Source organism: Alicycliphilus sp. T452 (assembly GCF_054512775.1).
The window spans coordinates 1-20,233 of the sequence record NZ_JBTNEH010000005.1; the positions used below are offsets into that span (position 1 = coordinate 1).

17 protein-coding genes are annotated in these 20,233 nt (G+C 67.2%); 10 read left to right on the plus strand and 7 right to left on the minus strand.

Features of this window, described 5'->3' with window-relative positions; translation table 11 throughout:
- The 3 genes from istA to ACX12L_RS05655 all read left to right on the plus strand — a co-directional run.
- Window positions 1–1,338, plus strand: a 1,338-nt coding sequence (istA, locus tag ACX12L_RS05645) for an IS21 family transposase (protein WP_459261711.1), incomplete at its 5' end; no start/stop codon positions are given.
- 17 nt (window positions 1,339–1,355) lie between these two features.
- Window positions 1,356–2,144, plus strand: coding sequence for an IS21-like element helper ATPase IstB (gene istB / locus ACX12L_RS05650; RefSeq protein WP_168727617.1), 789 nt, complete (start codon window positions 1,356–1,358; stop codon window positions 2,142–2,144).
- Between the two features lie 186 nt (window positions 2,145–2,330).
- A complete protein-coding gene (locus ACX12L_RS05655; RefSeq protein ID WP_459261712.1) occupies window positions 2,331–3,320 on the plus strand; it encodes a GNAT family N-acetyltransferase in 990 nt (329 codons plus the stop codon).
- A 103-nt stretch (window positions 3,321–3,423) separates the two neighbouring features.
- Here the strand turns inward: ACX12L_RS05655 and ACX12L_RS05660 are convergent, their stop codons facing one another.
- The 4 genes from ACX12L_RS05660 to ACX12L_RS05675 all read right to left on the minus strand — a co-directional run bounded on the left by ACX12L_RS05660 (window position 3,424) and on the right by ACX12L_RS05675 (window position 6,332).
- Window positions 3,424–4,182: a DUF4114 domain-containing protein gene (locus ACX12L_RS05660; RefSeq protein ID WP_459261713.1), complete on the minus strand. Its 759-nt coding sequence runs from the start codon at window positions 4,180–4,182 to the stop codon at window positions 3,424–3,426.
- A 194-nt stretch (window positions 4,183–4,376) separates the two neighbouring features.
- A complete protein-coding gene (locus ACX12L_RS05665) occupies window positions 4,377–5,219 on the minus strand; it encodes a hydrolase 1, exosortase A system-associated (protein ID WP_459261714.1) in 843 nt (280 codons plus the stop codon).
- Window positions 5,216–6,070 carry a hydrolase 2, exosortase A system-associated gene (locus ACX12L_RS05670; protein WP_459261715.1) on the minus strand — a complete coding sequence of 285 codons (855 nt, stop codon included), beginning with the start codon at window positions 6,068–6,070 and terminating at the stop codon, window positions 5,216–5,218. The genes ACX12L_RS05665 and ACX12L_RS05670 overlap by 4 nt, the downstream gene beginning before the upstream one ends.
- Before the next feature lies 1 nt (window position 6,071).
- Window positions 6,072–6,332 (minus strand): acyl carrier protein, encoded by a 261-nt coding sequence (locus ACX12L_RS05675; RefSeq protein ID WP_459261716.1) that lies wholly within the window; start codon window positions 6,330–6,332, stop codon window positions 6,072–6,074.
- Window positions 6,333–6,415: 83 nt separating this feature from the next.
- Here ACX12L_RS05675 and ACX12L_RS05680 point away from each other — a divergent pair, with 83 nt between their 5' ends.
- From ACX12L_RS05680 to ACX12L_RS05705, 6 genes are read left to right on the plus strand one after another with little or no spacing between them, the layout of a single operon-like run.
- Entirely contained in the window at window positions 6,416–8,077 is a 1,662-nt protein-coding gene (locus ACX12L_RS05680) for an acyl-CoA ligase (AMP-forming), exosortase A system-associated (protein WP_459261717.1), read from the plus strand.
- Window positions 8,049–9,254 carry a pyridoxal-dependent decarboxylase, exosortase A system-associated gene (locus ACX12L_RS05685; protein WP_459261718.1) on the plus strand — a complete coding sequence of 402 codons (1,206 nt, stop codon included), beginning with the start codon at window positions 8,049–8,051 and terminating at the stop codon, window positions 9,252–9,254. Before ACX12L_RS05680 ends, ACX12L_RS05685 begins: the two co-directional genes overlap by 29 nt.
- Window positions 9,233–11,338, plus strand: a complete 2,106-nt coding sequence (prsK, locus tag ACX12L_RS05690) for an XrtA/PEP-CTERM system histidine kinase PrsK (RefSeq protein ID WP_459261719.1) — start codon at window positions 9,233–9,235, stop codon at window positions 11,336–11,338. Before ACX12L_RS05685 ends, prsK begins: the two co-directional genes overlap by 22 nt.
- A gap of 8 nt (window positions 11,339–11,346) precedes the next feature.
- On the plus strand, window positions 11,347–12,708 hold the full coding sequence (prsR, locus tag ACX12L_RS05695) for a PEP-CTERM-box response regulator transcription factor (protein ID WP_459261720.1): 1,362 nt from the start codon (window positions 11,347–11,349) through the stop codon (window positions 12,706–12,708).
- A gap of 22 nt (window positions 12,709–12,730) precedes the next feature.
- Window positions 12,731–15,511, plus strand: a complete 2,781-nt coding sequence (prsT, locus tag ACX12L_RS05700) for an XrtA/PEP-CTERM system TPR-repeat protein PrsT (protein ID WP_459261721.1) — start codon at window positions 12,731–12,733, stop codon at window positions 15,509–15,511.
- Window positions 15,512–15,560: 49 nt separating this feature from the next.
- The gene (locus ACX12L_RS05705; protein WP_459261722.1) at window positions 15,561–16,343 is read left to right on the plus strand and encodes a trypsin-like peptidase domain-containing protein; all 783 of its coding nucleotides are present in this window, start codon (window positions 15,561–15,563) and stop codon (window positions 16,341–16,343) included.
- A gap of 34 nt (window positions 16,344–16,377) precedes the next feature.
- Here ACX12L_RS05705 and infA read toward each other — a convergent pair whose 3' ends face one another.
- A complete protein-coding gene (gene infA, locus ACX12L_RS05710; protein ID WP_459261723.1) occupies window positions 16,378–16,647 on the minus strand; it encodes a translation initiation factor IF-1 in 270 nt (89 codons plus the stop codon).
- Between the two features lie 362 nt (window positions 16,648–17,009).
- On the minus strand, window positions 17,010–17,663 hold the full coding sequence (gene alkB / locus ACX12L_RS05715; protein WP_459261724.1) for a DNA oxidative demethylase AlkB: 654 nt from the start codon (window positions 17,661–17,663) through the stop codon (window positions 17,010–17,012).
- 263 nt (window positions 17,664–17,926) lie between these two features.
- On the opposite strand from alkB, the gene ACX12L_RS05720 reads away from it, so the two are divergent.
- Entirely contained in the window at window positions 17,927–18,646 is a 720-nt protein-coding gene (locus ACX12L_RS05720) for a ferredoxin--NADP reductase (RefSeq protein ID WP_459261725.1), read from the plus strand.
- Here ACX12L_RS05720 and ACX12L_RS05725 read toward each other — a convergent pair.
- Complete coding sequence (locus ACX12L_RS05725) at window positions 18,640–20,211, minus strand: esterase/lipase family protein (protein ID WP_459261726.1); 1,572 nt, start codon at window positions 20,209–20,211, stop codon at window positions 18,640–18,642. The genes ACX12L_RS05720 and ACX12L_RS05725 overlap by 7 nt on opposite strands.
- Window positions 20,212–20,233 lie beyond the last annotated feature (22 nt).

The window sequence follows — 20,233 nt, forward strand, 5'->3', positions numbered from 1 at the left end:
CGGCGCGCCAGCACCACCATCTCCACCCTGGAGCCGCACCGGGCCCTGCTCAGCGCCTGGGTCGAGCAAGGCGTCTCGGGCGCTGCCATCCACGCCGCCCTGAAGCGCCAACACGCCTGGGCCGGCAGCTACTCCGCCGTGCGGCGACTGCTGGCCGACATCCGCGCCCACTTGCCGCCCGAGACGACCTGCCGGCTGGACTTCGAGCCTGGCGAGGCCGCGCAGGTGGACTTCGGTGCCGGCCCGACGCTCATCCACCCGGATGGCCTGCCCCGGCGCACTTGGGCCTTCGTGATGACGCTATGCCATTCGCGCCATCAGTATGTCGAGTTCGTCTGGGACCAGACCGTGGCCACCTGGCTGGGCTGCCATCGCCGCGCCTTCGAGTGGTTCGCCGGTGTACCGGTGCGCGTCATCATCGACAACGCCAAGTGCGCTATCACCCGGGCCTGCGCCCAGGATCCGACCGTGCAGCGCGCCTATGCCGAATGCGCCGAGGGCTACGGCTTCAAGATCGACGCCTGTCCGCCGCACGATCCGCAGAAGAAGGGCATCGTCGAGGCCGGCGTCAAATACCTCAAGGGCAACTTCCTGCCGCTGCGCGAGTTCCGCGACCTGGCCGACCTCAACGCACAGGCCCAGGCCTGGGTCATGCAAGAGGCTGGCGTGCGCTGCCATGGCACGACCCGGCGCAGCCCGCTGGAACTCTTCGCCCTGGAACAGCCTCTGCTTCAAGGCCTGCCAGCCGTCGCGCCCGACCTGGGCTCCTGGCACCGGGTGAGCGTGCACCGGGATTGCCATGTGCAGTTCGAGCGGGTGCTGTACTCGGCGCCGTTCACGTTGGTGGGTAAAACCTTGTGGCTGCGAGCCACCGACGCAGCGGTGGCGCTGTTCGAGGACTACCGCCATGTCGCCACGCACCCCAGAGGATTGAAGCCGGGTCAGCGCGTGAGCGTGCGCGAACACCTGCCGCCGGAAGCCCAAGCCTTCTTCGGGCGCGACCGCACCTGGTGCTCCACCCAGGCCGAACGCATCGGGCAGAACTGCAAAGTCTTGATCGAGCAACTGCTGAGCGACCACATCCTGGAGCGGCTGCGCGCGGCGCAGGGCGTGCTGGCCCTGCTCAAGCCCTATGGCCGGGACCGCCTGGAAGCGGCTTGCGCCCGCGCGCTGGCGCATGACTCGCCCCACTACCGCACCGTCAAGACCATCTTGTCCACGGGCGCCGACCTGCGCGCTGACACACCGCCGGCCACGCCCGCTGGTTATGGCCGCACCCGCTTCACGCGCGCAGCGGCTGAACTCTTCCCCCACCCGCAGCAAGAACTGCTGCATTGACCCCGAAGGAGAACGCCATGAATCCCGCCCCTGAACTTGGGCCCCAGCTCAAGCAGCTGCGCCTGTCCGGCATCCTGGACTCGCTCGAAGCCCGCAACCGAGAGGCCATCCACAGCAAGCTGGCCTACACCGACTTCCTGGCCTTGCTGATCGGAGACGAGGTGGCACGGCGGGAGCAGAAGAAGTTCACTTCGCGCTTGCGGCGTGCGCAGTTCCGCACCACCAAGACGCTGGACCAGTTCGACTTCGAGCGCTTGCCGCACCTGAACCGCTCCCTGGTGCATGACCTGGCCACCGGGCGCTATCTCAATGAGAAGGCACCGGTCTTGATCGTCGGGCCCTGCGGCACGGGCAAGAGCCACCTGGCGCAGGCGCTGGGACACTGCGCGGTGCGCCAGGGCGTGGACGTGGTCTTCACGACTTGCGCCAGCCTCACGCAGAGCCTGAACGCGGCAAGGGCGACCGGCAGCTACGAGCGCAAGCTGGCGACGCTGGCGCGGGTGCCGCTGCTCATCATTGACGACTTCGGGCTCAAGCCGCTGCGCTCACCGGCCGACGAAGACCTGCATGACCTGATCGCAGAACGCTATGAGCAGGCCTCAACCATCGTGACCAGCAACCTGGACTTCCCCGAATGGGACCAGGCCTTCCCGGCCAACCGTCTGCTGGCCAGCGCCAGCCTGGACCGGCTGCGTCACAACGCGTACTGCCTGGTGCTGGACGGGCAGTCCTACCGGGCGCCCAAGCAGCTCGACAACCCTGTCAAAGCCAGCCCGCAAAAGGCTGCAAAATCGACCCAGTCTTAACCCCCTCGGGGCGTCGTTTTACCCACCTGTTGCTGGCTCCATTACGCCGAACATCGGTGGCTCCATTACGGCGGTCGGTGACAGCTGTGCAATGCGCGCCGTGGTTGTCGTGCAAGCGGCCATTCAGCGCGAGCATGGCAGCTGGTATGCCGGTGTTGGTGTGCATGGAGTGTGGAAGGAGGCTGCGTGCCTGGCGACGTTTTTCAGTCTGAGGCCTGGTTTGCCAACCTGTTGGCCCATGGCTTTGAGCGGCCTCCGCATCGGCACTGGGCTTGGCCGCTGCCCTCGCGCTCCGATGAACCTGTTCACTTGCACCTGATGCAGGAGTCTTCGGGTAGCCCTTTGTGTGCTTTAAGCAACTATTACAGCTGTCTTTATGGCCCGGTAGGCTCGGCCGGGGCGATCCAACGCGTTTCCACTTCCCAGTGGCAGGCGGCGGCACAGGCATTGCGGCAGCTTCCGGGCAGCAGTGTGCTGCGCCTGCAGCCGCTGGATGCGGGTAGCGCGTGGCTGGCGGGGCTGGAAGGGGGGCTGCGCGCCGTCGGCTATTGGACGGATCAGTTTTTCTGCTTCGGAAACTGGTACCAGCCGGTGTCCGGCGGTGGCTTTGCCGATTATTGGCGGCAACGCCCATCGGCACTGCGGCACAGCGTGGAGCGCGGGCGGCGCCGGCTGGACCGTGCGGGGGCCTGGCGCATCGACATCCTCGCCGATGCGTCGCCTGGGCTGGATGCATGTTTGGCAGCGTACCTGGCGGTGTATGCCCAAAGCTGGAAGTCGCCCGAGCCTTGCCCGGACTTCATGCCGGCCCTGGTGCGCATGGCGGCGCGTGAAGGGTGGCTGCGCCTGGGGGTGTTGTGGTTGGGGCAGCAGCCCCTGGCTGCGCAGGTCTGGCTGGTATGTGGTGGGAAGGCCAGTATCTACAAGCTGGCTTATGTGAAGGGCCAGGAGAGGTTGTCTGCTGGCTCGGTGCTGACGGCAGCCCTCATGCAGTACGCCATGGACGTGGACCGGGTGCTGGAAGTGGACTATCTGAGTGGCGACGATGCCTATAAGCGCGACTGGATGGCGATGCGACGCGAGCGAGTGGGCTTGGTGGCGTTTGATCCGCGTCGCTTCCCTGGCCTGCTGGCGGCGGGGCGGCATTTTGCGGGGAGGATGCTGCGGCGGCGCTGATCGGGTTGGTATCTTGGCAATTCTGGGATGGCTCCCCGAATCTGCGAGCCAAAAAAAAGGTGGCCGGAGCCACCTTTTTATGCGCGTAAGCCTCAGGCTCGGCTTACTTCGCGTTCTTTTGCTTGCGGCGCGACACAAAGGCCAAGCCGGACAAGCCCAGACCCAGGAGGGCCAGCGAACCGGGCTCCGGAACCTTGGTCACAGACTCGACGTAGACGACCAAGTCGTTGTAGTCCTTGTCCGAGCCGCCAGTCAGAGAGGTGTCTTCCCATCCCAGGAGAATGCTGGAAGGTCCCCATACGCCAACTGCACGTCCCGGGAACTGGACCGAGTCTCCATCGCCCCGGTAGCTCACCATTTGCTCATTTCCGCCATTCTGGCTGGCCTGCGAGAAGAATGTACCTCCGGGGCCGCTCAGGTAATAGCCGAACGTGCTGGAGGTAAACAACATGCTTCCGAGTATGCCGCCGTTGGTGAGATCCACTGCCTTGAATTGATTGGAGGCATCGACGGTGATGGCCACTTGAGCACCGCTGCTGGCGCTGCCAGAAAACAATTGCAGCTGGGTAGCTGTGTTGTAGGGGTCATAAATACCAAACGTATTGACGTTGGCATTCCCTGCGATCTCAAGGATCATAGTGGCAATGGAACCGCCAGACGCCTCGATTTGGAACAGTTCTGCGCCAGCTTGATCGGTGTTGACGTTAGGCGCGGCAGACACGGGCGAAGCGCCTGGGCCGCCGTATGCGTTGTTGATGATGGTTTGCAGCGATGTTTCGGAACCGGGCAAAACCGTAGCAGCGAACGCGCCGGTAGACATGGCAAGGACTGCAGAGGCTACCAGGGTTTTGAGTGCTTTCATGATGAACTCCTTTGAGTGACATTCCACCGGATGCGGGATGTACTGCCATAAGCATGTTGCATGCCAGGTAATAAAATCAATGACTTACATGTGCGTTATCTGTGGGGTGTAAAAAAATCTGACGGTTCTGGCCCTGCTGAAGAGGGGCGCCGCCCGCAGCTGAAAGCTGCTCTTTCTGCCGTTGGCTGTCGTGCCTATGCCATGGCGCCGAGCCACGCCAGCGTCAGGTCTTCCACTTGCAATTGCCAGGCCGGTTGCGAGAAGGTGTGGTCGGCGCCGGCGATGTCGTGCCTGCTCACGCCAGGGCGCTGCAGGGCATGGCTCCAGGCCGGTTGCGTGGCTGTGTACTCGACAAATTCCTGCGCCGCCAGGTCGCGCTCGCTCAGTATGAGAAGGATTTTGCCCTCGAACGCTTGCCAGGCATGCGCCATACGCTCTTGAAATGAGAGTGAAGGCGCTGCTGCACGCCGCATGGCGCGCAGGTTGTTCCATGCGCCACGCAGCGCCGCCCAGCCTATGCCGCCGCTTGCCAGCTTGCGCCAGAAGTCTGGCTCCAGGACGCGCTGGCGGTAGTAGTGCTTGACCCGCGCGCGGGCCAGGCCGGCTTCGGACCGCACCCAGGGGTTGAGCAGAGCCAGGCCGGTCACGCGCGGGTCTTGTGTTGCCTGCATGTACAGCAGGCTGGCCGAGGCCCCGTCGCACAGACCCCAGAGCACGGCGTGCTGAACAGGGGCGGCGTGCAGCATCGCCCCCACGGCGGCTGCAATGTGGGGGGCGGTGTTTTGGAATGGCACGGGCTCGCCGGGGCTGTCCCCCATGCCTGGCAGGTCGAAGCGCAGCACGGGGTGGCCGGCGGCTGCCAGGCGGCGGGCCAGCCGCACGAACTGCCGGTGGCTGCCCACGCGGTACTGGGCGCCGCCCACCACTACCACCACGCCGATGCGCCGCACGGGGGCGTCCGGCGCGGGCAGGGTCAGGATGCCCAGCATGTCGAAGCCGTCGCCGGCTATGTGAATGGGCTGTTCCTGGGCGCTCATATCTGGGGCGGGCGGGCAAGGGCGGCCAGGGTGGCGTGGACCAGGGCGGGGGCTTCGTCGGTGCCCACGGTTTGCCAGAAGGGCGGGCCTTCCACGGCTTGTGCCTGTACCTGCCAGCCCGCGGCATGCCAGGCCGGGAGCTGTTTGCCAGTGGCGGGGCTGAGCGAGGGTGTTTGCGCGGATGACGTTTCCAGCCATACCAGCCGCCCCGGCTGCAGCGAGCCGGGGGCGGGCATGTGCGCCTCGGCCAGCCCTTGGGCCAGCCGGGGGCTCAATGTGTAGCCGGCAATGTCGATGGCCAGCCCTTGTGCGAGCACCTGTGAGGGGGGCGGCTCACCCGTGCTGCCGGCGCCCAGCCACTGGCTGGCGGCGCGCAGGCGCAGGAACTGCTGCAGCATTTGCTGGCCGCTGGCCACGGGCTGCCAAAGCAGCAGGTGGGTGGGTGCAGCCCCGGGTGCCTGCAAGAGGGCGGCCAGCTGCGCCGCAAGCAAGGCGCCAGAGCGCATGCCCCAGAGCCACAGGGGGCCGCTGGCGTGATCGTCCAGCCAGCGATGGGCCTGCTGCGCGTCGTGCAGCCAGGCGGCCCAGGTGGCGTCGGCAAAGTCGCCGGCGCTGTCGCCGCAGCCCAGCAGGTCGATCTGCAGCACGCCATAGCCGGCCTGCGCGAGGACGCGTGCCTGCCCGGCCACCACGCGGCGGGTGCTGTTGAGCTCTTCGGCGAAGGGGTGCAGGTAGAGCACGCGCCCCAGCGGCGTGGCGCCTTGCGGGGGGTGGAAAAGGCAAAAGCGCTGACCGGTGCCGGTCGCAAGGAAGAAAGCCTGCGGCAGGGCGGTACGCGCGGGGAGGCTCATCTCATGAGTCTTGTCGGGCCAATGACTGCTCCACCAGGTCGCACAGGCTGCCCACGGTGGCGAAGACTGCGCCATGGAGTTCATCGTCGCTGAAGGTGATGGCGAAATGGTTCTCCAGCCCGGTGATGACGGCCAGCACGGCCATGGAGTCGAGTTCGGGGAGGGATCCGAGCAGTGGGGTGTCGCGATCGAAGGCCGTGGCGCGGCCTTGCAGGCTGAGGGCGTTGTCGAGCACGTGCAGGACTTGTTCGGTCAGGTTCATGGCGGGGGAGGGAGAGGAGACAGGACTGCGTTTGATTCTAGACACTTGACAGGCGGCCGTTGGGGGCCTGGCAATGGCTTAACATGCGCCGCATGCCCCAAGAGTCGGACTTCCAAAGGGGAATTCCCCCTGTTCTGTTGCACGAGCTGCCAGCCCGGGCCGCCGCCTGCTGGCCCGATCGCACGGCGCTGACGGTCGATGGGGCGCACCTGTCCTATGCCGGCCTGCAGTCGCAGATCGAATGCTGCGCCGCAGGCCTTTTGGCCTTGGGGCTGGAACGGGGCGCGCGCGTTGCGGTGTACCTGGAAAAGCGGGTGGAAGCCGTGGTGGCCAGCTTTGCCGCGCCGGCTGCGGGCGGGGTGCTGGTGCCGGTGAATCCGCTGCTCAAGGCCGGGCAGGTGGCGCACATCCTGCAGGACGCCGAGGCGCAGGTGCTGGTGACATCTGCGGCGCGGCTGGCGGTTCTGGCGCCGGCGCTGGCCGATTGCCCCGGGCTGCGGCACGTGGTGCTGTGCGATGAGGGGGCGCCGGGTGCGTCTGCCCCCCTGGCGGGCGGTGTCGCCCTGCACGGCTGGCCCGAGGTGCTGGCTGGCCGGCCGGCCGGCTTGCCCCAGGCGCTGGACATGGACGTGGCGGTGATCTTCTACACGTCCGGCAGCACGGGCCGGCCGAAGGGCGTGGTGTTGTCGCACCGCAACGTGGTGAGCGGGGCCGTCAGCGTGGCGAGCTACCTGCACAACCATGCCGACGATACCCTGCTGGCTGTGCTGCCGCTGTCGTTCGACGCCGGGTTCAGCCAGCTCACGACGGCCTTTCTGGTGGGCGCGCGCGTGGTGCTGCTCAACTACCTGTTGCCGCGGGACGTGCTCCAGGCCATGGTGCGCGAACGGGTGACGGGCCTGACGGCCGTGCCGCCGCTGTACATGCAACTGGCCGCGCAGGACTGGCCGGCCGCAGCGGCGCAGCATTTGCGCTACTTTGCCAATACTGGCGGGCACATGCCGCGGGCCACGCTGCAGCGCCTGCGCAGCCTGGCGCCGACGGCGGCGCCCTACCTGATGTATGGGTTGACCGAGGCCTTCCGCTCCACCTATCTGCCGCCCGAGGAAGTGGACCGCCGGCCGGACTCGATCGGGCGGGCGATACCGAACGCCCAGGTATGCGTGCTGCGGGACGATGGCACGGAGTGCGCGGTCGACGAGCCCGGCGAGCTGGTGCACCGCGGCGCCCTGGTGGCCTTGGGCTATTGGCGCAGGCCCGAAGAGACGGCACTCCGCTTCAGGCCCTGGCCGCCCGCCTTGCTGGCTGCCGGGGGCGGCTGGGCCGCGCCGGAGCTGGCCGTGTATTCGGGCGATACCGTGCGCCGCGACGCGGATGGGTTCCTGTACTTCGTGGGCAGGCGCGACGAGATGATCAAGACGTCGGGCTACCGTGTCAGCCCGACCGAAGTGGAGGAGGTGTTGTATGCCAGCGGCCTGGTGGCCGAGGCGCTGGTGTATGCAAGGCCCGACGATGCCCTGGGCAGCGTGATCTGCGCGGCCCTGCTGGCTTCGCCGCGGGCCAGCGGCCATGCGGGCGATGACAACGCGGCTCTCATGGCCCACTGCAGCAAGCACCTGCCGGCCTTCATGCTGCCCAAGGTGCTGCAATGGGTGGAACAGCCGCTTCCGCGCAGTCCCAATGGCAAGCTCGACCGTCAACGCTGGATGCTGGAGCATGGATCAATTCGACACGACCCACGATGAACTGCAGGTAGGCGGGCTGCCGCTGTCCCTGCTTGCCGAGCGGGTGGGCCAGACGCCTTTCTATGCGTACGACCGTTCCCTGATCGCGGCGCGCGTGGCTGCCGTGCGGCAGGTGCTGCCGCACGGCGTGCACCTGCACTACGCCGTCAAGGCCAACCCCATGCCGGCGCTGATGGGCTTCATGCGCCCGCTGGTCGACGGCATGGACGTGGCATCGGCTGGCGAGCTCAAGCTGGCGCTGGATGCCGGCGCCGATCCCCAAACCATCGGATTTGCCGGGCCTGGCAAGCGTGATGCCGAGTTGCGCCAGGCGGTTGCCGCCGGCGTGCTGCTGCATGTCGAGTCGGCGCGCGAACTCGCGGTGCTGGCGGCCTCCGCCCAGGCGCTGGGGCGGCCGGCGCGCGTGGCATTGCGCATCAATCCGGATTTCGAGCTGCGCGGCGCCGGCATGCACATGGGCGGCGGGCCCAAGCCCTTCGGGATCGACGCCGAGCAGGTGCCGGCCATGCTGCGCGCCATGGCGCGCGACGGCCTGGCATTCGAGGGCTTTCATATTTACCCGGGCTCGCAGAACCTGCGTGGGAACGTGATTGCGGAAAGCCTGCACCGTTCGGTGGAACTGGTGCAGCGCCTGGCGCACGACGCGCCTGCACCGGTGCGCTACGTGAACCTGGGAGGGGGCTGGGGTATCCCGTACGTGGCGGGCGAGCGGCGCCTGGACCTGGCTCCTGTGGCCGACGCCTTGGCGCAGGTGCAGGCGGCGCTCGGGCGCGCATTGCCCGAGGCGCGGATGGTCCTGGAGCTCGGGCGGTATCTGGTGGGCGAGGCGGGTATTTACGTGGCCCGCGTGATCGACCGGAAGGTATCGCGCGGCCAGGTTTTCCTGGTGACCGACGGTGGAATGCACCAGCACCTGGCCGCCTCGGGGAATTTCGGCCAGGTGATCCGGCGCAACTATCCCGTGGTGATCGGCAACCGGCTGCAGGCGGCCGAACGCGAATCGGCCACCGTGGTGGGGCCGCTGTGCACGCCCCTGGATGTGCTGGCCGAGCGGATGGAACTCGCCGTGGCGCAGCCCGGTGATCTGGTGGTGGTATTGCAGTCCGGCGCCTATGGGGCCACGGCCAGCCCGCAGGCGTTTCTGGGGCATCCGCCTTGCGCCGAAGTGCTGGTCTGAGTATGAAAAGCGGTGAAAGCGCGGTGATTTATTCAGGCTGGGCCTGGGCCGCGGTTGCCTACGCCCTGTTGTCCCTGCGCCTGGTGCGGCAGGAATACCTGAAAAAACCCGTCAATCGCATTGCCATGGCCATGCTGGCGGGAGCGCTTCTCTCCGTGGCCTGGAGTGGATTCAGTTTTCTGGCATTGACGGTGAATGCCGCATGGTGGCTGGGTGCGCAGTCGGCAGACATATTGCGCTACCTTGCCTGGGGCGTTTTCGTCTTCCTGTTTTTCAACCGCAATACGGGCGGCATTTCCAGCCCCTGGTACCGTTGGTGGCCGGGGCTCGCGGCGCTGGCCGTGCTGGGCGTGCCGCCGCTCGTCATGGGCATGCATGCCCTGGCGGGGCCGGCGGGGCATGTGTTCGCCATGGTCCTGCTGGCGGTTGCCGGGCTGGTGCTGGTGGAGCAGTTGTTCCGCAATCTTCCCGAGGATGCGCTGTGGAGCGCCAAGCCCGTGTGCCTCGGATTGGCGGGCACCTTCCTGTTCGATCTGTACCTGTTTTCCCAAGGGCTGCTGCTGCAGGGTCTGGACCCTGAGGCCCTGAATGTGCGCCCCTTCGTGCATGCGCTGATGGTGCCGCTGCTGCTGCTGGCCACGACGCGGCATCGCAACTGGATCGCCAAGATACGCGTATCGCGCAAGGTGATCTTTCACTCGGCGACGCTGGTGCTGGTGGGGCTGTACCTGCTTTTCATGGCGGGGGTGGGCTACTACGTGCGTTACTTTGGCGGCGAATGGGGCGGCGCCCTGCAACTGGGCCTGGTTTTCGTGGCCATGGTGCTGGCGATTGCATTCGTGCTGTCTGGTTCGTTGCGTGCCAAGCTGCGGGTTTTCCTGGGCAAGCATTTTTTCCGCTACCGCTTCGACTACCGCGAAGAATGGCTGAAGTTCACCGCCACGCTGTCGATCCAGGACCAGCCCCAGGAAGCCGGCCGCAACGTGATCCGCGGCCTGGCCGACATGCTGGAGAGCCCCGCAGGCGCATTGTGGCTGCGGCGCCCGGATGACGATCAATATCGGCAGGTGGCGCGGTGGAACCTTGCTCCGGCCACGCAGACGGTGGACCGGCATGCCGGATTGCTGGCGTTCATGTGCGCCACCGGCTGGGTCATCGATCTCGAGGAGCTTCGCGCCGAGCCCGCGCGCTACAACGATCTGCGCCTGCCCGAATGGCTGGCGGAGTATCCGCAGGCCTGGCTGCTGGTTCCGCTGTGGCAGGGCAAGGACCTGCTCGGGTTCGTGCTGCTGGCCAGTCCGCGCACGCAGGTGGAAGTGAACTGGGAGGTGATCGATCTGCTGAAGACCGCAGGGCACCAGGCGGCGAGCATCCTGGCGCAAATGCAGGCCACCGAAGCCTTGCTCGAGTCGCGCAAGTTCGAGGCGTTCAACCGCATGTCGGCCTTCGTGGTGCACGACTTGAAGAATATCGTCGCCCAGTTGTCGCTCATGGTAAAAAACGCCAAGCGGCTGCAAAACAACCCGGAGTTCCAGGCCGACATGCTGATGACGGTGGAAAACTCGCTGGAGCGCATGCGCCAGCTCATGCAGCAATTGCGCCAGGGAGCCGCCTCCGGCGCCGCGTCCGCAGGCGTGGATCTGGGCAAGATCGCCGAAGGGCTGGCCGCCGAGGCCCTGCGCCGTGGGCGCACCGTGCAGCTGGAGGCCTCGGCACAAGTTTTCACCCGTGGACAGGCCGACCGGTTGGAGCGCATCATCGGCCATCTGCTGCACAACGCTTTCGACGCCACCGATGCCGATGGCCGGGTCTGGGTGAAGGTCGATCGTTTTGGCAGCCATGCCCGCATCGAGGTGGGGGACGAAGGCCAGGGGATGACCGAAGAATTTGTCCAGACGCGCTTGTTCAAACCGTTCCAGACGACCAAGGAGGCCGGCATGGGGATCGGCACGTATGAAAGCTTCCAGTACGTGCAGGAGCTCGGGGGCAAGATCTCCGTGGACAGCAAGGTCGGCAGGGGCACGGTGGTGAGCCTTTTGCTTCCCTTGATCGAGATTAGCCGTGATTCCGATTTGCACCTATAGGATGATGCATGAGTACGGATAAATTGCAGCCCCTGCTGGTGGTCGAAGATGATCTGGCACTGCAAAAGCAGATCAAGTGGTCGCTCGATCGTTTCGAGTCCGTCACCGCCCATGACCGCGAAAGCGCCATGACGCAAGTGCGCCGGTACTCGCCTGCCGTCGTGACCATGGATCTGGGCCTGCCGCCGGATGCCGACTCGGTGTCCGAGGGGTTCAAGCTGCTGGAGCAGATTCTGGCAGCCGATCCCGACACCAAGGTGATCGTGTTGACGGGCCAGAACGACCAGTCCAACGCAGTCAAGGCCGTGGGCATGGGCGCTTACGATTTTCTGGCCAAGCCCTTCGAGCCCGAGGTGCTCAACCTGTGCGTGGAGCGCGCGTTCAGGCTGCACCACCTGCAAGCGGAAAACAAGCGCCTGAGGGCCATGCAGATGCCCGACGCCCTCTCGGGCCTGGTGACGCGCGACCCGCAGATGCTGCGCATCTGCCGCACCATCGAAAAGGTTGCCAGCACCAATGCCTCCGTCATGCTGCTGGGCGAAAGCGGCACGGGCAAGGAGGTGCTGGCGCGGGGGCTGCACCAGCAATCCAATCGCAAGAACGGCAATTTCGTGGCCATCAACTGTGCCGCCATTCCTGAGAACCTCTTGGAAAGCGAGCTCTTCGGCTACGAGAAAGGGGCCTTCACAGGCGCGGCGAAGACCACGCCGGGCAAGATCGAGACGGCGCACGGGGGCACCCTCATGCTCGACGAGATCGGCGACATGCCCATGCCCCTGCAGGCCAAGCTGCTGCGGTTCCTGCAGGAGCGCGTCGTCGAGCGCGTGGGGGGGCGCCAGGGCATTCCCGTGGACGTGCGCGTCGTGTGCGCCACGCACCAGAACCTGGCGCAGTGCATCAAAGAGGGCCGGTTCCGGGAAGACTTGTATTACCGCCTGGCCGAGATCGTGGTCGAGATACCGCCCTTGCGTGCGCGGGTGGGGGATGCGGCGCTGCTCGCTCATTCCTTCGTGCGCCGGTTCGGTGGCGAACACGGTCGCAGCCTGACCCTGGCCGATGACGCGCTGCGTGCGATCGAAACCCATCCTTGGCCGGGCAATATCCGCGAGCTTGAAAATCGCATCAAGCGCGCAACCATCATGGCCGATGGCAGCCAGATCACCGTGGACGATGTCGGGCTTGCCGGCGCCGACGGCACCGAGAACGACCGATCGCTGGATCTGCGCCTGACGCGCGAGGCCGCCGAGCAGCGGGCCGTGCTTGCGGCATTGGCCCGGGCCGACGGCACGATTGCAAAGGCTGCCGACCTGCTTGGCGTCAGCCGCCCCACGCTCTATGACTTGATGCACCGCCTGGGCCTCAAGACCTGACGATTACTTGTAGAGGATGACCATGACGGCTTTCACTTCCCGCACTCTCGTTCCTGCCGCCGCCTTGACGGTGGCATTGCTGGTGTCGGCATGCGGCCGCGACGATCCCGACGCACTCGTGGCGTCGGCGCAGGATTACCTGAGCCGCAATGACGCGCCAGCGGCCATCATCCAGCTCAAGAACGCACTGCAAAGCCGGCCGGATTCCGCGAAGGCGCGCCTGCTGCTGGGCCAGGCCTTGCTGGACACGGGCGATGCGCAGGGCGCCGAGGCCGAGTTCAGAAAGGCGCAGGATCTGGGCGCTCCCCCCGCGGAAGTCGTGCCGCAGCTGGCGCTGGCCCTGCTCCGGAGCCGGCAGTACGGCAAGATCACCACCGACTATGCGGGCCAACAGCTTGCCGATGCGCAGGCGCAGGCCAACCTGCAGACCACCCTGGCCATTGCCTGGCAGCGCCAGGGTGACGAGGGGAAGGCCCGGGGCAGCCTGGATGAAGCGCTCAAGGCCAAGGCCGACTACGCGCCCGCGCTGATCGAGCAGGCACGGAGCAAGGTCCGTGGTGGCGATGTGGATGGCGCTTTGGCCGGTTTGGGCAAGATCCCGAAGCAATCGCCCGTGGGGGCCGAGGCACTCAAACTGCGCGGCGACATACTGCTTCACAGCAAGCGCGACGCCGATGCCGCCATGGCGGCGTACCGGGACGCGCTCGAAGTCAATCCCTCCTACGTGGAAGGGCAGGCAGCCATCGTTGAACTGCTGATACACCAGGGCAAGACCACCGCCGCCGCCGAATCCTTGCAGGCCCTGGAGAAGGCCGCGCCCGGCAAGCCGCAGACCCTGTATCTGCAGGCGATGCTGGCGTACACCAAGGGGGACTTCAAAGCGGCGCAGGAAAGCGTGCAGAAGCTCGTGCGCATGGTGCCCGAGAGTCCCCGTGCACTCGAACTGGCAGGCATGACGGACCTGCAGCTGGGTGCCAGCGCCCAGGCCGAGGCGTCGCTGGCGAAGGCCCTGCAACTGAACCCCGGGCTGGTCATGGCACGACGCGGCCTGGTGACTACCTACATACGCCTGGGCCGGCTCGACAAGGCCATCGCCACACTGCCGTCCGACATCGACGGCAACGACCGCGACCCCGGCATGCTGGGGTTGGCGGGGCAGGCGTACATGTTGCAGGGCGATGTGGATCGTGCGCAGCGCTACTTCGCCCGGGCGTCCAGCCTGGTTCCGAACGATGCCGTCATGCGCACGTCGCTGGCCGTGAGCCGCCTCGCTGCGGGCAAGGGCGATGCTGCCCTGGGTGAACTGCAAAGCATTGCCGCATCCGACGAAGGCGTTGCGGCCGACATGGCCCTGATCAACGCGCTGTTGCAGGAGCGCAAGGTCGACCAGGCCTTGAAGGCCATCGACCTGCTGGAGAAAAAGCGTCCCGCTGACGTATTGCCTGTTTTCCTGCGCGGCCGTGCCCTGCTGCTCAAGCAGGATACCGCCGGTGCGCGCAAGGCCATGGAGAGGGCGCTCGAGATCGACCCCGGCTACTTTCCCGCAGTGGGCACCCTGGCGGTGCTCGACAACGCCGAAAAGCGTCCGGACGATGCGCGTGCGCGCATCGAGGCTGCCATCAAGCGCGACCCTGGCAATGTGCAGGCGTACATGGTGCTGATGGAGCTGCGGGCCGCCAACGGCGCGGACAGGGCGGAACTGGCCGGCATCCTGCGCAAGGCGGTGGATGGGGCGCCGAGCAACCCCATCCCGCGCCAACTGCTGGTGGACCATTACCTGCGCGGCGGCGAAACCAAGGAAGCGCTGGCGGTGGCGCAACAGGCGGTGGCCGCGCTGCCGGACAATGCGCAGCTGTTCGATGCCCTGGGCCGCGCGCAATCGGCCAACGGCGAGCACAACCAGGCACTGGCCAGCTTCAACCGCATGGCGGCATTGCAGCCGCAGTCGCCCGTGCCCTATCTGCGCATGGCCGGCGCCAACCTGATCGCCGGCGATCGCGCCGCCGCGGGCCAAAGCTGGCGCAAAGCGTTGGAAATCGACTCCAGTGCGCTAGAAGCCCAGCAGGGGCTGGTCCGCTTGGCAATGGCGGAGCGCAAGAGCGACGATGCCCTGGCCATGAGCCGCACCGTGCAAAAGCAAAGGCCCAAGGAGGCCGCGGGCTACGCACTCGAGGGCGAGATTCACGTGGCGGAAAAGGCCTGGGACAAGGCGATAGACGTGTTCCGTGCGGGGCTCAAGCAAGCGCCCGCCAGCGGGGAGCTCGCGGTGCGGCTGCACGAAGTGCTGGTGACGGCCGGAAAAAAGCCCGAGGCCGACCGCCTGGCCACTGAATGGCAGCGCAGCCACGCCAAGGACCCGACCTTCCCCCTGTACCTGGGAACCCGGGCGCTGGCCGCCAAGGAGCTGCCGGAGAGCCTGCGCCAGTATGAGCGTGCGGTGGCGCTGCAGCCCAACAATGCCGTTGCCTTGAACAACATGGCCTGGATCAAGGGCCAGCTGGGTCGCGACGGTGCGCTGGCCGATGCGGAGCGCGCCAATGCGCTGGCGCCCAATCAACCTGCGTTCATGGACACGTGGGCCATGCTCCTGTCCGCCGCCAACCAGCACACGCGTGCCGTGGATCTGCAAAAGCGGGTGGTGCAATTGCGGCCGCAGCAATTGGAGTTCAAATTGAACCTGGCCAAGATTTACATCAAGGCAGGGCAAAAGGATGCGGCCAAAGCCGTGCTCGATGAACTCGCTGCGGCGGGGACGCGCTTTCCTGCCCAGGCAGAGGTCGAAGAGCTGAGAAAGGCGCTATGAACTCGACCAGCCGCGGCTTGGCGTGAGGGCTGCCAGCGTGAACGGACGAATGCCGCGCAGGGTTGCGCTATGGGCGCTTGCATGGCTGCTCCAGTGCCTGTGGGCCGGCGGTGCGATGGCCCAGCTGCCCGATACGATCGAGAGGGTCAAGCCGTCGGTGGTGCTGGTCGGCACCTATGCCGCAACCGACAACCCGCGCTTCCGGTACGTGGGTGCGGGCTTCGTGGTGGGCGACGGCCTGCGTGTGGTGACGAGCGCGCATGTGGTGACCCGCATGAACATGCTGAGCCCCGACGGGCAGGCACTGGCCGTGCAGGTGCGCTCGGGCGCCGTTGCGTGGATCATGCGCAAGGCCAGGGTGATGGAGGTGAACCTGGAGCAGGACTTGGCGCTGCTGCAAATCGAGGGCCCGCCGGTCGCGGCGCTCAAGGTCGCTTCGTCCGACCATGTGCGCGAAGGGGAAGACCTCGCGTTCATGGGCTTCCCGATCGGCGGGGTACTGGGCTTCGCCTCCGTCACGCACCGGGCCGGCATAGCGTCCATCACCACCATGGCCTTGCCCAGCCCGACGGGTCAGCAACTGAGTGAGCGCGCCATACTCAGCCTGCGGGCCGGGCCCGTGCAGGTCTTCCAGCTCGATGCAACGGCCTATCCCGGCAACAGCGGCGGCCCCTTGTTCGACCCGCGCAGCGGCGCGGTGCTGGGCGTCATGAGCATGGTGCACCTCAAAAGCACGCGCGAAGCGGCCATGAGCCAGCCCTCGGGCATTTCATACGCGATTCCGAGCCGCTATGTGCTGGAGCTGCTGGCGCGGCATCCGTCGGCGCTTTGACGGATACGTGCCGCCCATTGCAGGGCGGGGCCTTTCAGCGGCGCGGACGCGCCGGAGCGCGCGGAGCGCCGCCCGCGCGTGGGGGCAGGTGGCGGAAGGTGATGCGGCCCTTGCTCAGGTCGTAGGGCGACATCTCCAGCGACACCGTGTCGCCCGCCAGCACGCGGATACGGTGCTTGCGCATCTTGCCGCCCGAGTAGGCGACGAGCTGGTGGCCGTTGTCGAGGGTGACGCGAAAGCGCGCGTCGGGCAGCACCTCATCCACCTTGCCTTGCATCTCGATCAGTTCTTCTTTGTTGGACATGGGACTCCTTTTCGTCAAGGGCGAGTGATGGCAGGCGCGGCCGGCGGCCGGCTGCTGCCCGTGTTCGCTCGGGATCTGTGTGCAATGCACACAACGGATGCGCCGGCAGCCCCGGCGCAGGATGGGCGATGGGACACCGCCCGTGAAAGGCGCCGGCATGCAACGCCAGCGTCTGATGGAATGGGCCGCTGCTGCCGGGGATGGTGTCCTGGGCTGCGGGCAGGGAGCGATGCCCTGTGCGGCGCTGGGGTGATGCCGCCACGCGCCTGCGCGGCAGCAAACAAGGGAGTTTAGTGCGTATCCGGTTCGTGTGCCGGGCGCCGCGCCATTGGCCCTGTTGCGCGGTGCGGCATGGGGCCGCGTCAAAGCGCCTTGCGCAGCGTCAGGTTGATGCGGCAGCTGCCCGTGGCCGGGTGCTCGCCCGGCGCCACCGGCAGTACGCCGTGAAAGCGCAGCCGGTCCACGCCGCCCCAGACCACCACGTCGCCGTGGCGCAGCGGCACGCGCAGCGCGCGCTCGCCGCGCGTGGCGCCGCCCCACAGGAAGACGGCCGGCAGGCCCAGCGATACCGAGACGATGGGCGCGGCGAGGTCGCGCTCATCGCGGTCCTGGTGCAGCGACATGCGCGCGCCGGGCTCGTAGCGGTTGACCAGGCAGGCGTCTGGCGCGAAGTGCGCAAACCCCGCCTGCTGCGCCGCCGCCCGCGCCAGCCGCGCGAAGGCCGCGGGCATGGCGGGCCAGGGCCGGCCGGTGAGCGGGTCGTGGCCGGCATAGCGGTAGCCCCGCCGGTCGCTGACCCACGACAGCGGCCCGCAGCCCGTCATGGCCACCGACATGGCCTTGCCGCCGGGCGTCTGCATGCGGCGCCACGGCGCGCGCAGGGCGACTTGCCGCACGCCCTGCACCAGCGCCTCTGCCTGCGCCAGCGCAAAGCCGCGCAGCAGCACCGCCTGCGCGCCCAGGGGCAGCACCGCGGGCGCGTCGCCGAACAGATCGTCGATGGGGTGGTCGGGCATGGCGAGAGTTTGAGCAAAAACGGATGCCAGCGCTTACCCATCAAGCGCTAGCAGCTATTTTTGTGATAGCTGAACGATACGAAGGCACCCGTGAGCATCGCATGACTGCCGCAGCGCAGCGCCCTGGTCCACGGCGACCGTTCCGAGCTGCGCGCCTGGCTGTAACCACGGCGCTGCCATGTGCATGCAGGCGGGTACATGGCATGTTCCGGGCCGATGCGGGAACATGGCGGCCATCTACGGCACCGATGAGAGGACGCACCATGGCCACCCACACCGTCAAACTCCAGGCCAGGCAGCCCGTGGCAGAGGGCACCATGGCCTTCCACCTGGAGAAGCCCGCCGGGTTCGAGTTCCGCCCCGGCCAGGCGATGGAGGTGATCCTGCCCGGCGGCGCGGAGGGTGAGGATGGGCGCCACGCGTTCTCCATCGTCAGCGCGCCGCACGAGGCCGAGCTGGTGTTCGCCACGCGCATGCGGGACAGCGCCTTCAAGCGCGCCCTGGCCGCATTGCCGCTGGGCGCCAGCCTGGACATCGACGGCCCGTTCGGTTCGCTCATCCTGCACAAGAAGGCCGAGCGCGCGGGCGTGCTGGTTGCCGGCGGCATCGGCATCACGCCGTTCATGAGCATGCTGCGCAACGCCGCCGAGCAGCATTCCGGGCAGAGCCTGGTGCTGCTGTACTCCAACCGCCGCCCCGAGGACGCGGCCTTCCTCGCCGAGCTGCAGGCGCTGGCGCAGCGCCACCCGAAGTTCCGCCTCGTGGCCACCATGACCGGCATGGCGCGTTCGCAGCAGGCGTGGGACGGCGCCACGGGCCATATCGACGGCGCCTTCGTGCGGCGCGCCATCGAGGGGCTGCCCGCGCCCATCCTCTACGTGTCGGGCCCGCCCGCCCTGGTCGAGGCCATGCGCGGCACCCTGGTCGACGACGCGGGCGTGGACGAGGACGACGTGCGCAGCGAGGAGTTCTATGGCTATTGATCGGCGTTCCACGCCGAGACCACGAAACGCACCCGGCCGGAGATGCCGGGCGCGCCGCCGTTGCCGAAGGCGATCGCCATCACCTGCTTGCCGGTCTTGAGCGTCCTGTACGCCAGGGACTCGGTGGCGTGGCCCACGTTGTCGCTCTGCCAGCCGAAGCGGGTCGTCCACGCGTCTCCGGGCGTCTGGGGCGGCACCATCTCGACGATCACGGTGTCGCGGAACAGGTAGCCGCCCTCGTAGTGCGTGTCGGCCCAGAATTTGCGCTCCACCTCGTAGTCGGGCACGCGCACACCCAGCGTCATGCCATAGGCCAGCGAGGGCCGCGCGGGGTTCACGCGGGCGCGGTTGGCCAGGAAGACGGTGGAGAGGTAGATGCTCCTGGCATCCTTCTTCGCCGGGTCGATCAGGTCCTGGTGGCTGCGGCAGGCCACGGAGTCCTCCTCGGCCATCCTGCGCGTCAGGTACCAGCGCTTGCCCCGGGGCGAGGCCAGCAGTTCGAACTGGTAGAGCGCGTTGACGGCCTTGCCCTGGATCTCGGGCGGCAGCTGCACCGAATCGATGTCCACCCAGATGTCCACGCGCACGTCGCCGAACAGGAAGCGCGTGAGGTTCTGGTAGGCCTCCTCGCTGTTGACGATGCCGAAGTAGCCCGAGTGCGAGCGGTAGGTGTAGGCGGTGGCGCAGGGGGTGGAGAGCTTGCCCCTGGCGTTCACGCCCCAGACCGAGGCGTTCTCTATGCGCACCAGCCCGTCGCTGCCGTGCCCGGCGAAGGTCCGCGACAGGCCCAGGGCCGCGCCGTAGTCCGCGCGGTTGGTGCCGATCATGCAGAAGAAGCGCTCGGACGGGAAGGCCTCCTCGGGCAGCCAGTCCACGCGCTGGGTCTTCTTGTACAGCGCCTCCAGCTTCAGGTACCTGGCCATGTTCTCGCGGTTGAAGTTGTTCATGTCCGCGGCGCCGAGCCACTCGGGCACGTTGATGCCGGCGACGTCGATGCCGTTGTGCGGCGTGGCGTAGGTGAAGACCTTGTCCACGCTGGCGCGGGCCTGGTCGTCGCCCAGGTCGGGGTTCTGCAGGAACGCCCGGCAGACCAGGCCGCCCATGGAGTGCGCGACGAGGTGGCAGCGGAAGTCCTCGGGCGCGAGCCGGTTGTCCGGGTTGGCGCAGGCCAGGTCGCGCACGCGCAGGATCAGGTCGCTCAGGCCCCGGGCGAACTGGGAGATGTCCGGCGTCTTGCCGGTTCCGAGCAGCGCCGACGCCTGCTCGTAGTAGCGGTAGATGACGATGGACCGGCAGGAGACGCTGCCCTCCCACTCGCCGTCCATGATGTCCAGGCCGTTGTCGTAGACGTCGGCATAGCCGAAGTCGGACATCAGCCGCAGCACGGGGGATTCGAAGACGAACTTCTTGGCGGGCTTGGTCTTGTCCGGCGTGGCGCGGTACACGGTGGAGCCGAGGTTGAAGCCGCAGAAGGGGTCGGCCGTGGTCTCGTCCTGCTCCCGCTCGGTCATGGCGTAGCCGCGCACGTAGATGATGGGGAAGAAGGGGGCATTCGGGCTGGCCATGGCGGTGCTCCTGGGGCTGGTG